Below are 13,026 nucleotides of genomic sequence, written 5' to 3'. Positions count from 1 at the left end.
CTTCGCGAGAAAGGCGTCCTCGTGAGTCGTCTCGTAGCCACCGTTCTCGGGGACGTGGCCCTCGTCGTCCTGGTGTCCTGGGTGTTCGGGGGCCTGGCCCGGCGTCTCGGGCAGCCGGCGGTGATCGGCCAGATCCTCGCCGGTATCGCCCTGGGACCGACCCTGCTGGGCCGGCTCCCCGGGGACCCGTCCGCGCGGCTGTTCCCCGCTGAGGCGCGGCCCTTCCTGTCGGTGCTGGCCCAGATCGCCGTGGTCCTGTTCCTGTTCGTCGCGGGCTACGAGATCGACTTCCGCACCTTCCGGACGGGACGCACCGCGGTGGGCGTCGCGGTGGCGGCTCTGCTGACCCCGATGGCGCTCGCCGTGGGGGCCGTGGAACTGTGCGGCGGACTGTTCTCCGCCGTGGACCCCCGGCACACGGGCCACCACTCGTTCGCGATGTTCCTGGCAGTGGCGCTCTCGATCACCGCCCTGCCGGTGCTGGCGGCCATCGTGCGGGAGCGCGGGGCCGCCGGCACTCCCGCGGGAACGGTGGCGATCGCGGCGGCCGGGTTCATGGACGTGGCGGCCTGGCTGGTGCTGGCTGCGGTGCTCAGCGACTCAGGGAGCGACTCCGGGCAGTCCACCCGCTGGTCCTGGCCGGTCGCCCTGGCGCTGCTGGCGGGCTTCGTCGCGTTCGTCCTCGGTGTGGTCCGGCCAGCGCTGCGCTGGTGGCTGAACCGGCCGGCCACGCTGCTGAGCAGTCCCGTCCCGGTGGCCCTGGTCCTCGCGCTGGGCAGCGCGTGGGTCACCGAGTCACTCGGCCTGCACGCCGTCTTCGGCGGGTTCCTCGCCGGGCTGGCCATGCCGCGCCGGGACGGTGTGCGGGGCGCCGACGTGCTGCGGCCGATGGAGCAGACCTCCGGGATGCTGCTGCCGCTGTTCTTCGTGTCCACCGGGCTGTCGGTCGACATCGGCACGCTGGGCGCGGACGGCGTCCGCCTGTTGGGGGTGCTCCTGGTGGTGGCGATCGCGGGCAAGGTCGTACCGGCGTACGGGGCGGCCCGGGTGCACGGCCTGGATACCCGGCAGTCGGCCCTGGTCGCCGTCATGGTGAACACCCGCGGGCTCACCGAGCTGATCGTGCTGGACGTCGGCAGGTCGGCGGGGCTGATCGGCCAGGACCTGTACGCCGTCCTCGTCCTCATGGCGCTGGTCACCACCCTCATGACCGGTCCGCTGCTGCAGTCGATCGGGAGAGCGAGCCGCGTGAGCGACCCCCAGCCATCGGTCAGAGCCTGAACCGAGTGCGCCCCCGGACGTCGGCCGGGGGCGCACTCGTGGGGAGCGGTGGCGGTCAGGCCTGCTGCCTGCGGCGCAGTGTGAGGTACGTGCCCGTGACGCCGGCGGCCAGCAGGGCGCCCACACCGAGGCCGACCGGGAGGGCCGGGATCTCCGAAGTGCCGGTGGCGGCAGCCGTGTTCTGCATCGCCGGGCCGGGCGTGATGCTCGTGGTCACCGGGGCGATGTGCTTGACGGGTCCGACGGACTTCACCGAGCCGTCCGAGTTCAGCAGCACCTGCTTGTTGTTCGGGTGCCGGAAGTCGAACATGCCCGCCAGGGAACCGGCCGTCGCGTCGAAGGAGTGGTCGCCGACGCGGCCCGTGTGCCAGTTGTCCTCGATGAACCGGGTGATGGACGCCTGGTCCGTCAGCGTGTGGTCGACCTTGTTGACCTTGCTGTACGGCGAGATCACGAGCAGCGGCTGGCGGGTGCCCGGACCACAGCGGTCGGCGTAACCGCCGGACGCCTTCGGGCCGTTCTGGCAGGCCGGGCTGTCGGTGGCCTTGCCGTCGGAGCCGAGCGAGGAGTCCTTCGAGCCGTTGCGCGGCGCGGCGTACGCGTGGTCGTACCAGCCGTCGGAGTCGTCGTAGGCGACGACGACCGCGGTGGACTTCCACTGCGGCGAGCGCTGGATCGCGTTGATCTGCTTGACGAGGAAGTGCTGCTCGTCGAGCGGGTCGGAGTAGCCGGCGTGGCCGTCCTGGTACTCACCGGCCTTCACGAAGCTGACGGCCGGGAGCTTGCCCGCCTTGACGGCGGCGGTGAAGTCGGTCAGGTCGTAGTTGTGGTTGGCCCGCCCGCTGTGGCCGATCTCGGAGACGTTCTTCGGCGGCAGGTGGTGCGGGTTGGCCGTCGACCTGTAGTAGGCGAACGGGTTGTGGTGCGGGCTGTAGTCGGCCACGGCCGCGCCGCCCACGTTGGTGTGCGTGGTGTCGCACTTGGCGTACGAGCCGGACGTCCCGTTCCACGCGGCCGAGGGCCGGAAGCCGCCCTGGAACCAACCCCAGGACACCTTCTTCGCGTTGAGCAGGTCACCGACGTTGGCTCCCTGCATGGCCGCCAGCGCGTTGGTGCTGGTGTGGTCCTTGCCGGAGCAGTCGTCGAAGGCCGGGTCGGGGTCGTTGACCACCGTGCCCACGCCCTTCGCGTCGGGAGACTTGACGGCGTACGGGTCGGGCGTCGCCGTCCGCTTGCCGGTGGCCGGGTCGACGGAGACCACACCGTGCGTCTGACCGGAGACCAGGTTGAGCGCACCGGGCGTGGAAGGGCCGTAGACCGAGCTGAAGGAGCGGTCGGACAGGGAGTAGTGCTGGGCGTAGTTCCACAGCGCGGTGACGGTGTTGCCGTCGTAGTAGTCCATGACGAGGCCGGGCTCGCCGAACAGGCCCCCGCTGCACTTGTCGACCTCGGTGTTCTGCACGTACTGGTCGGCCTTGCCGCCGTTCGCCGCGTACTGCTCGGCCCCGTAGGAGTGGTTCTGGTCGCAGGTCATCGCCTGGGCGGGGGACAGCCGCTTCGGCGTGTACTGGTTGGGGTTCGTCCTGAGCAGCCCGGCGCGGGCCAGGGTGTCGATGTTCTTGGGAGTGTTCCTCGCCGCCTTGAACTTCGTGCCGTCCGTGTTGGCGGCCTTCGGGTACGTGGCGAAGTAGTGGTCGAAGGAGATGTTCTCGTCGAAGATCACGACGACGTGCTTGATGGGCGTCGCGGTCGAGGAGTGCCCGGAGGGCACCGCCGCCCAGCCGGGCGCGTTGCTGCCGAGCACCGTGAGCGCGGCCGCTCCGGCGAGCGCCGTGATGCTCCGGGTCGCCGCTCGTCTTCCTCTGCTGGCCATGGTGGTTCACCCTCCGGGCGAGAACGTCTGTGCGTCGTACGAGCACGGATGCTGCGCGAGCGGCGGGGCGCGTCGGCGGAGGGGCGGTGGCGTGGGAGTGAACACCGGGTCAGGGATGCTGGGGCAAACCTTGACGGTGAATTGACCCGCCTGCCCGCCGAGTTGTCCGGACAGGCTCAGCCGGCGCCACGCCCGACCAGCAGGGCGCGCCCGTACCAGTCCGCCGCGTCCCGCACCCCGGGCAGCGCGAAGAAGTAGCCGCCGCCGAACGGGAAGATGTAGTCGGTGAGCGGCTCGCCCGCCAGCCGGTGCTGCACGGCCTCGAACTGCCGTACCGGATCCTGCTGGTAGCAGGTGAACAGCAGGCCCATGTCGAGGTTGCCGTTGCCGTCCATGCCCCGGTCGTAGTTGTAGGCGCGGCGCAGGATGCGCTGGTGGGCGGTGGCGGCCGTGCGGGGGTTGGCCAGGCGTATGTGGGCGTCCAGCGGGATGACGTCGCCCTTGGGATCGTCGGCGTACTTCGGTGTGTCGTGTTCGTGGTCGCCGTCCAGCGGTGCGCCGGAGGAGCGGGCCCGGCCGAACATCCGCTCCTGCTCGCTCAGCGAGACCCGGTCCCAGAACTCCACCAGCATCCGGATCAGCCGGACGACCTGATAGCTGCCGCCCACCGCCCAGTCCGGCTCGCCCATGCCCCTGCCCACCCACACCAGGCGGGCCATCTCACCGGAGCTGTGCGCGTCCGGGTTGGCGGTGCCGTCCTTGAACCCCATCAGATTGCGCGGGGTGCCGGAGGGCCGGGGCGGACCGGAGAAGCCGTCCAGGCGCCAGCGCACCTGCATGCCGCCCCGGGTGTGCCGGGCGATGTCGCGCAGGGCGTGCAGGGTGGTGTCCGGGTCGTCGGCGTGCAGCTGGAGACTGAGGTCGCCGTGACACCACTCGGACCGCAGGTCGTCGTCCGGGAAGGCGGGCATGGCGGTCAGCCGCCGGGGTCGCAGCGCGGCCAGTCCGAACCGGTCGTCGAAGAGCGAGGCGCCGAACCCGACGGTCACGCCCAGCGCGCCCGGGGGCAGCCGGTCGCCCAGGATGCCCGAGTCCGCGGGCGGTCCGGTGATGCCCACCGGGGACGGCGTCCCGCCCGAGGTCAGGAAACGGGCCCGGTCGGTGAGGGTGCGCAGGAGGTCGGCCAGGTCCGCGCGGTGTTCGGCGGTCACGTCGAACGACACGAACACACTGGTCCGCCGCGAGGGCGCGAGCACGGATGCCTGGTGGGCGCCGTGGAAGGGGACGACGGCCGCTGTGGGGGCGGCGGCACCGGTGGCGAGCCCGGCTCCCGCGAGGGCGGCACCGCGCAGGAAGCCGCGCCTGCCCACTCCGTCGGGTCGGTCTGTTCCGCTCACGCCGTCCTCCGGGGGTCGCACAGGGTCGCCACCGACGCGAGCCGCTCGACCAGGTCGCCGAAGACCGAGTCGACGCGCTGCCGCCCGGCGCGGTCCAGGGCGGTCGGCGCGGTCCAGCGGCCGCCGTGCCGGAACCCGTCGAGCAGGTGCTGCGCGTGGTCCAGGTCCCGGTCGAGGCCGGGCAGGTCGGAGTACCGGGTGGTGAGCAGAGGGCGCAGCCGGGACAGCACCTCGCGGGTGCCGTCGAGGTTGGCACGGGCGGTGGCGAGGTTGCTGCCGCTGCCGTAGTCGGTCCGGCCGGTCAGCTCGAACTGCACGGTGTTCTCCAGGATCTCGTGCGCGTGCAGACCGAGCTGGGCCGGATCCATGCGGGTCTGCGACCAGCTGTCCCGCAGCCGGGTCACCGCCTTGACCAGCGCAGCGGACGGGGTGCGCAGGCGGCCCCCGGACTGCCCGTGCCACAGCCCGTACTCGACGCGGTGGAACCCGGTGAAGCCCCGGTCGCCCACCCCGTCGGGCAGTCCCGCGTCCGTACCGTCGATCTGCCCGTCCGCGTCCCCGAAGGCGTCGTACGCCGCCCCCAGCCGCTCGTACTCCAGATGGGCCGGCAGCCAGGCCGACCGGGCGCCGGCGAGATCGCCGCGGTCGATGTCCCGGCCGAGCTTCGTCGTCAGCCGGACCAGCTCGTCCAGACCGCCACCGACCCACTTCTGGTAGGCGAGCGCGGGCGGGATCAGGTCGTGCTCGGTGACGGGGGCCGCCCCCGGGCCGCGCCGCCCCGACGTGACAAGGACGCTGGGCCCGGTGACGGCGTCGGCGTCGTCGGGCACGCACTTGAAGGCGTACGTGCCCCTGCCCAGCCGGACGGTCAACTGCCGTGTCGTACCCGGGCCGATGCCCTCCACCTCGCCGTACACCACCTGGCTGCCCGGGTCCTCGAGGTAGACCTCGGCCGCACCGTCGGAGGCGTTGTGCAGGTCGAAGGTCTGCACCCCGGGCGCCGGCCGGGTCCAGCCGCGGCCGCAGCGGCTCGGCGAGACCTCGACCGTGACGGACCGTACGGCCCGCGCGGGGCGCCCGCCCACGAGGGAGAGCGCCAGCAGGGTCCCTCCCACGGCGAGGGCGAAGGCGAGGAGCAGTGCTCCAGCCGTTCGGAGAGCGACCGGCCGCGAGCCGAGGCGGGGCAACGGCATGGCGAGCCTTTCCGGAACGACGTACGCAGGCGCCCACGCGGCTGAGCGCAACGGCGGTGCGAACACCGGCGGGACGGCCTCATGTTAGGCAGCCCTTCGCACTCGAACAGTCGTCCCGACGATTCATTGACCAGGAATTCCCTCCCGGTTCACCGGCGGTCCTCCGGCCCCGCTCGGTCAGGGCTGCTCGGTGAGCCGGAAACTCTGGGCGGGGGAGTCGTCGCAGGTGCGCTGGGTCAGCTGGACGCTGTCCGCGGCCGTGGACGCGGCGCCGAGGCAACGGCCGCTGTGGGGCGATGAGTCCGGTGGCGGTCGCCCTCCCTGGCTGCACCTGGACTAGTACCGTAAGCTCGTACCTCTAATCGAGATACATCGCAAAGAGGTGTGAGCATGTCCCGTGCCCAGGTCTCCCCTCAGCCGCTGGTCTACGGTGAACATCCGGACCAGGTTGCCGATCTGTTCCTGCCCGCCGCGGGGCCTGGGCCGGCTGTGCCGCTGGTGCTGTTCTTCCACGGCGGCTTCTGGCGCGCCGAGCACGATCGGCAGCATGTCGCGGGATTCGCCCGGGCCTTGGCGGCGCAGAGCGGTTGTGCGGTCGCCAGTGTCGAGTACCGCCGGGTCGGTGGCGGAGGGGGCTGGCCGGTCACGTTGACCGACACGGCGGAGGCCGTCGACCGGCTGCCCCACCTCGCCGCGCAGGCCGCGCCCGGCCGTGTCGACCCGGCGCGCGTGGTCTACGCCGGGCACTCGGCCGGTGGTCACCTCGCCCTGTGGGCCGCGCTCCGGCACCGGTTGCCCGACGGGGCACCCGGCAGGGCCGAAACCCCGCCCGTCGTGCTCGGCGTGCTGGCCCTCGCCCCCACCGCGGACCTGGCGTGGGCCGACGAACTGGGCAGCGGCCGGGGCGCCGTCGCCGCCTTTCTCGGTGGTGGCAGGGAGCGGGTCCCGGACCGGTACGCCGCCGCCGACCCGGCAGCCCTGGGCGTCCCCGCCGGCCGTACGGTCGTGGTCCACGGCGCCCTGGACGAGGCGCTGCCCGTCGCCATGGCCCGCCGGTACGCCGCACGGGCGGGCGCCTCGCTCCACGAGCTGCCCGGGGCCGGTCACTTCGACGTGATCGACCCCGACTCGGTGGCCTGGCCCGTGGTGACCGAGGCGCTGCGGACCGTCGTCGCCGGGGCCGAGAACTGAAGCAGCGGGCGGCCGAGCCCCGTTCAGCGAACGGGGAAACCGAAGGAGTACCCCTGCTGCTTCAGCCAGGGCAGGAGGGTGCGCAGCGCGGCCACGGTCTGGGAGCGGTCGCCGCCGGCGTCGTGGAAGAGCAGGGTGGGGCCGTTGTGCAACTCGCCCTTGACGGTGGTGACGATGGCGTCGGTGCCGGGCCGCTCGAAGTCCTTGGAGTCGACGTTCCAGCCCAGCGGCCGCATCCCGTGCGAGGCCGCGAGGTGCCGGCTGTACGGGGTGAACGCGCCGCCCGGGGCCCGGTAGTACATCGGCCGTACGCCCCCGGACGCCTTCGTGATCTGGCGCTCGGCGTCCAGGATCTGCTGCGACTGGTAGGCCTCGGACTTCTTGTCCATGGTGGTGTCGTGCGACACCGTGTGGTCGCACAGCCGGTGCCCGGCCGCCACCACCTTCTTGACCATGTCGGGGTGGGCCTCCGCCTGGGTGCCGACCATGCAGAACGTCGCCTTCACACCGTTGTCCTTGAGTACCTGCAGCACCTGCGGGGTCCACTGCGGGTCGGGGCCGTCGTCGATGGTGATGTTGACCGCGTGGTCGCCGCCGTCGGAGGCATGGACGATCGTGGCGGACACGGGCACCGTCTTCTTGGCGGCGGGGTGCGCCGCCTGGTGTCCACCGGTCTGGCCGGCCTGCGCGGTCCACACCGACGTGGCGGCGGCAACCGCCGTCACCCCGACCGCCGCCGCGACCACCCGGCCGTACCATCCCCGCCCGCCATGCCGTGCCATGTCCGCCCCGCTCTTCGCCGTGTTGGTGGGTCCCCCCGTGCACCTGTCAGGACGGGATAAGTGGGCCGCGGGATCCCTCTGTTACCGATCACGGACAATTCCGGGGTACTTCTGGGACAGGCGCCCGAGCGGCCCCCACCGGAACCCCCGGCTCCGGCAGCAACGGCTCGACGAGCGACCACAATTCATCCGACACGTTCCACGGCTGGGACTGTCTCTTCCCCGCGACGAGACCGACGAGACCGACGAGCGGACGGGCCAACGGCAACGTGTCGTCCTGATCGCACCCTTGAGACGACACTGCTTCGACCGAGCACGCCACCGCGGGGGGGCGTTCGCCTTCGGGCTCACCACCGTGGGTCGGTCGAAAGTCGGTCGGGGCGCCCGCCGTTGGGCTAGCCTCGATGCTCCTGGTGTGGGTCGCAGATGCTGGGGCGACAGTCTGCAGCTGTGGGGAGCTAGGGGGCTAGGGTGGGGGTTGTGGCGCGGCTGCCGCTGGAAGGCGGGGGCTCGGTTCTGCTGGCGGCGGTGGAGGAGCGGGAGCCGGACGGGCCGGTGAAGGTGGGGCGGCTGGCGGGCGCCGTGCAGGAGCTGCCGCACACGGTGCAGCAGGCGCTGCGTCCGGTGGCGGGCCTGGCACGGGCGGCGCTGGAGCAGCTGCGGCAGGCCGGGCCGGACGAGGTCGTGATCGAGTTCGGTGTCGACCTGTCCGCCGAGGCCGGCGCCGTGATCGCCAGGAGCGAGACGGGCTGCCACCTGACCGTCACGGTGACCTGGCACGCCTCACCCGGCACCTCTGCCGCATCGGACGGCGCCGGCCCGGACGGCGGCGGTGCGTGACGGGCGAGGTGCGCCCGCCGGGCGGGGCGAGGCAGGGTTTCCACCACGCGGTCGCCGAAGTCCGCAGTGCGACCGGGGCGGTGGCCGGGGCGGGCTTCCTGGTCGGCCCCGGGCTGCTGGCCACGTGCGCCCACGTGGTGGAGAACGCCGGGTTCGGGCCCGGGCAGCAGGTGCCGCTGGTCTTTCCCGCCTGGCCCGAGCCCCTGCAGTGGCAGGGGGCCGTGGAGACCGACACCTGGCGTGACCGGGACGCGGAGGACGTGGCATTCCTGCGGCTGCAGGGCGCCCCGCCGGGCCTGGCGGCGCTCGCGCTGGGCATCGCCGAGGACTGCCTCGACCACTGCGGCAGCACCTACGGCTTCCCCAAGCACGCCAGACCTGGCGGGCACTTCGGCAAGTTGAAGGTCGGCCGCCTGCTGGAGGGCGCCGCCCCACAGGGGACGGTCCCGCTGCTCCAGCTGTCCGACGCCAACGAGCTGACCGAGGGCTTCAGCGGCGGCCCCGTCGTCGACGACGCCACCGGGCTGGTGATCGGCATGACCAACGCGATCACTCACCCCGACCGGCACTCCCGTGGGCTGGGCATCGCCTACGCCACCCCTGCCCGGACCCTGCGCGCCCTGCACCCCGAGCTGGCCGAGCACGCGGTGTGCCCCTACCCGGGCCTGGAGCCGTTCACCGCTGACCATGCCACCGTCTTCGGCGGTCGCACCACCGCCCTGGATGCCGTCCTCGCGGCGCTGCGCGGGCCCGCCCGGACACTGCTGCTGCTGGGGCCGTCCGGATCGGGCAAGTCCTCCCTCCTGCAGGCCGGGGCGCTGCCCGCTCTGGCCGAGGGGAAGGCGGTGCCCGGCAGCGACCGCTGGCTGCCCGTCCTGGTCCCCAACCCCGGCCACGACCTGATGGCCGCCGCCGAGCAACACGGCCTGCCCGGCGCCGCCACCGACGGCATAGAGGCCGCCGTCGACCGCCTCCTGGCTGCCCGCCCCGACCGCACCCGCGTCCTGCTGGTCATCGACCAGTTCGAAGAACTCCTCACCCCTGCCGCAACGCCGGGCGACGGGGGCGGTATTGGAGCGGCAGCCCGGCAACTGGCCGGCCTGGCCGAATCCTGGGCCCCGCTCACCGTGGTTCTGGCCATGCGCGACGACTTCTATGCCCCCCTGGCCGCCCGGGCTCCGGCCCTGCTGGAGTCTGCTTCCCCGCCCCTGAACATCCCCGCCACCCTGAGCGAGCGTGACCTGCGCGCCATGATCGAACACGGCGATCTCGGCCCGAAACTCGAAAACGGCCTGACCGCCCGCCTGATCGGCGACCTGCTCCCCCCGGCCGACGGCCCACAGCCCCGCATCGCCCGGAGCACCCCGGTCACCTGCCTGCCGGCCCTGCAGCTCACCCTTCGCCAGCTATGGGAGTGCCGCACCTACGGGATCCTCACCCATGACGCCTACGAACGCATCGGCACCGTCACCGGCGCCCTCAGCACCTGGTGCACCACCGAATTCCGAAAGCTGCCGCAACGCGACGCCGCCCAGCGGATCCTGACCGCACTGGTCCAGCCCGCCGACCCCGACCACGCCACCCCCGCCGCCCGCCGTCGCCTGCCCCTGACCACCCTCCGCGACCTGACCACCGGCCCCCACACCGCACCCGGTCAGGACGGCTTCGACACGGCCCTGGCCGCCCTCGCCCGCCACCGGTTCATCACCATCCGAGTCCCGCGGCCGAGCCCCGCAGCCGCCGAGCCGGCACGGGGACACGCCACAGCGGAACACCGCAAGCCGGTGGAGCAGCCCGAACCGGTCGCAGAACTCATCCACGACTCCCTCGTCCGCGACTGGCCCCACCTGCACACCTGGGTCACCGAGGACCAGGACTTCCACCGCTGGCTCCGCCGCACCGAGGACCAGCACACACGCTGGCTCCGCCGCACCGAGGACCAGCGCACACGCCAGAAGCAGCCCCGCGACGAAGGCCGGCGCACACGCCGGAAGCAGCCCCGCAAAGCCGACGAGCTGCTGCGTGGCAGCGACCTGGCGGTCGGCCTCGACTACGCGCGCCGCCGCGGCCTGCCCGCGCACATCCGCCGCTACCTCGCCACCAGCCGCCGCCGCGCCCGCCGCCGCACGTCCATCCTGGCCGGCCTGCTCGCCCTCGCCCTCATCGCCACCGGGCTGGCCAGCTGGCAGTGGCACGACGCCGTCACTGCCCGCCACCAATCCGAGACCGCCCGCCACCAAGCCGAATCCCGTCAGATCGTCACTGAATCCGACAATCTCACGGTCACTCACCCCGAACTCGCCATGCTCCTGGCCGCCTACGCCTACCGCACCAGCGACACGCCGGAAGCCACTGCAGCCCTCCGCGCCTTCGGTACCAACCCCTTGCCGCACGCCCTCGTCGGCCACACCGAGAGCGTGCGGGCGGTGGTGTTCAGTCCCGACGGCGCGACCTTGGCCACCGCCGGCGACGACGGCACCGCACGCCTGTGGGACACCGCCACCGGACACCTCCTCCACATCCTCAGCCACACAGGCTGGGTGAACGCGACCGCCTTCAGCCCAGACGGCAGGACCCTGGCCACCGCCGGCAGGGACGGCACCGCACGCCTGTGGGACACCGCCACCGGACACCCCCTCCACACCCTCATCGGCCACAGCGAGAACGTGCGGGCGGTGGTGTTCAGTCCCGACGGCGCGACCCTGGCCACCGCCGGCAACGACGGCACCGCACGCTTGTGGGACACCGCCACCGGACACCCCCTCCACGCCCTCATCGGCCACAGCGAGAACGTGCGGGCGGTGGTGTTCAGTCCCGACGGCACCACCTTGGCCACCGGTAGCGAGGACGGCACCGCACGTCTGTGGGACACCGCCACCGGGCACTCCCTCCACACCCTCCGCCACACAGGCTCGGTGAACGCGACCGCCTTCAGCCCTGACGGCAGGACCCTGGCCACCGCCGGCGAGGACGGCACCGCACGTCTGTGGGACGCCCGCACCGGGCACTCACTCCACACCCTCCGCCACACAGGCTGGGTGAACGCGACCGCCTTCAGTCCCGACGGCGCGATCCTGGCCACCGCCGGCATGGACGGCACCGCACGCTTGTGGGACACCGCCTCCGGGCACCCCCTGCGCACCCTCACCCACCTGGACAGCGTGAATGCAGTGGTGTTCAGTCCCGACGGCACCACCTTGGCCACCGTCGGCGAGGACGGCACCGCACGGATCTGGGACACCACCATCGGTCACCCCCTGCGCACCCTCCCCGGCCTGGAGGGGGACGTGTACAAAGTGGTGTTCAGTCCCGACGGTACGATCCTGGCCGCCGCCGGCGACCACGGCGCCGTGCAGCTGTGGGACACCGTCACAGGCCGCCCCCTGCGCACCCTCACCGGCCTGGACAGTGTGAATGCAGTGGCGTTCAGTCCCGACGGTACGATCCTGGCCGCCGCCGCCGGCGACGACGGTGCCGTGCAGCTGTGGGACACCGTCACAGGCCGCCCCCTGCGCACCCTCACCGGCCTGCACGGGGACGTGTACAAAGTGGTGTTCAGTCCCGACGGTACGACCCTGGCCGCCGCCGGCGACCACGGTGCCGTGCAGCTGTGGGACACCGCCGCAGGCCGCCCCCTGCACACCGTCCGTATCCGCAGGGGTTCCCTGTTTGTGGTGGCGTTCAGTCCAGACGGCCGCACCCTGGCCACCGGTGGGCTGGCCTGCCCTGTGGAGCTGTGGGACGCCGCCACAGGCCGTCCGCTGCGCACCCTCCCCGGCCTCACCGGCATCGTGTATGCGATCGTGTTCAGCCCGGATGGCCGCGCCTTTGCCACCGCCAGCGACGATGCGGGTCTATGGGACACCGCCACAGGCCACCCCCTCCAGACTTTCACCGGCCACAGCAGCACAGTGTTCTCGGTGGCGTTCAGCCCGGACGGCACCACTCTGGCCACCGCCAGCAGGGACGGCACCGCACGCCTGTGGGACACCGCCACAGGTCGCCCCCTGCATACCCTCACCGGCCACACGGCCAACGTCTCCTCAGCGGTTTTCAGCCCGGACGGCACCACTCTGGCCACCGCCAGCAGGGACGGCACCGCACGCCTGTGGGACACCGCCACAGGTCGCCCCCTGCGCACCCTCACCGGCCACACGGCCAGCGTCTCCTCGGTGGCGTTCAGTCCAGACGGCACCACCCTGGCCACCACCAGCGAAGATCACACCGCACGCCTGTGGAACACAGATCTGCCCGACCCGACAGAGGCCATCACCAGGATCTGCAAGGTGGTGGGTCGGGACCTCACTGCGGCCGAGCGGGCCGCCTATCTCCCCTCCGGGGCGACCGGCAGGGTGTGCCGGACCTGACGTGCATCGCCACGGGGTGCGTTTCTTCCTGACCAGCAGATTCCCGCTCCCGGCGCTGCGCGCGCCCGGCCTGCGCCTGCGGCTGACGCGCTCCGACGCCCC

At 72.5% G+C, this 13,026-nt stretch carries 9 protein-coding genes; 5 read left to right on the top strand and 4 right to left on the bottom strand.

Annotated features, from left to right (window positions below; genetic code table 11):
* Nucleotides 1-21 precede the first annotated feature (21 nt).
* A complete protein-coding gene (locus tag ACIF83_RS19860) occupies nucleotides 22-1,281 on the top strand; it encodes a cation:proton antiporter (protein ID WP_399728480.1) in 1,260 nt (419 codons plus the stop codon).
* A gap of 55 nt (nucleotides 1,282-1,336) precedes the next feature.
* Here ACIF83_RS19860 and ACIF83_RS19855 read toward each other — a convergent pair whose 3' ends face one another.
* The 3 genes from ACIF83_RS19855 to ACIF83_RS19845 all read right to left on the bottom strand — a co-directional run bounded on the left by ACIF83_RS19855 (nucleotide 1,337) and on the right by ACIF83_RS19845 (nucleotide 5,744).
* A complete protein-coding gene (locus ACIF83_RS19855; RefSeq protein ID WP_399728477.1) occupies nucleotides 1,337-3,154 on the bottom strand; it encodes a phospholipase C in 1,818 nt (605 codons plus the stop codon).
* 176 nt (nucleotides 3,155-3,330) lie between these two features.
* A complete protein-coding gene (efeB, locus tag ACIF83_RS19850; RefSeq protein WP_399728474.1) occupies nucleotides 3,331-4,551 on the bottom strand; it encodes an iron uptake transporter deferrochelatase/peroxidase subunit in 1,221 nt (406 codons plus the stop codon).
* Nucleotides 4,548-5,744: an EfeM/EfeO family lipoprotein gene (locus tag ACIF83_RS19845; RefSeq protein ID WP_399728471.1), complete on the bottom strand. Its 1,197-nt coding sequence runs from the start codon at nucleotides 5,742-5,744 to the stop codon at nucleotides 4,548-4,550. Before ACIF83_RS19845 ends, efeB begins: the two co-directional genes overlap by 4 nt.
* Nucleotides 5,745-5,934: 190 nt before the next feature.
* Here ACIF83_RS19845 and ACIF83_RS19840 point away from each other — a divergent pair, with 190 nt between their 5' ends.
* Nucleotides 5,935-6,084 (top strand): hypothetical protein, encoded by a 150-nt coding sequence (locus tag ACIF83_RS19840; RefSeq protein ID WP_399728468.1) that lies wholly within the window; start codon nucleotides 5,935-5,937, stop codon nucleotides 6,082-6,084.
* A gap of 50 nt (nucleotides 6,085-6,134) precedes the next feature.
* Nucleotides 6,135-6,935 (top strand): alpha/beta hydrolase, encoded by an 801-nt coding sequence (locus ACIF83_RS19835; RefSeq protein ID WP_393478988.1) that lies wholly within the window; start codon nucleotides 6,135-6,137, stop codon nucleotides 6,933-6,935.
* A 23-nt stretch (nucleotides 6,936-6,958) separates the two neighbouring features.
* Here ACIF83_RS19835 and ACIF83_RS19830 read toward each other — a convergent pair whose 3' ends face one another.
* On the bottom strand, nucleotides 6,959-7,717 hold the full coding sequence (locus ACIF83_RS19830; protein WP_398139952.1) for a polysaccharide deacetylase family protein: 759 nt from the start codon (nucleotides 7,715-7,717) through the stop codon (nucleotides 6,959-6,961).
* A gap of 480 nt (nucleotides 7,718-8,197) precedes the next feature.
* Between ACIF83_RS19830 and ACIF83_RS19825 the strand changes: the two genes are divergently transcribed.
* Both ACIF83_RS19825 and ACIF83_RS19820 read left to right on the top strand, forming a co-directional pair.
* Complete coding sequence (locus ACIF83_RS19825; RefSeq protein ID WP_398139953.1) at nucleotides 8,198-8,557, top strand: CU044_2847 family protein; 360 nt, start codon at nucleotides 8,198-8,200, stop codon at nucleotides 8,555-8,557.
* Nucleotides 8,554-12,924, top strand: a complete 4,371-nt coding sequence (locus ACIF83_RS19820; protein WP_399728463.1) for a trypsin-like peptidase domain-containing protein — start codon at nucleotides 8,554-8,556, stop codon at nucleotides 12,922-12,924. The genes ACIF83_RS19825 and ACIF83_RS19820 overlap by 4 nt, the downstream gene beginning before the upstream one ends.
* Nucleotides 12,925-13,026 lie beyond the last annotated feature (102 nt).

The organism is Streptomyces sp. NPDC085866 (assembly GCF_044541035.1).
GTDB lineage: Bacteria > Actinomycetota > Actinomycetes > Streptomycetales > Streptomycetaceae > Streptomyces.
Note: the sequence above shows the minus strand (reverse complement) of the source record. Positions and strands in the feature narration are given on the sequence as shown.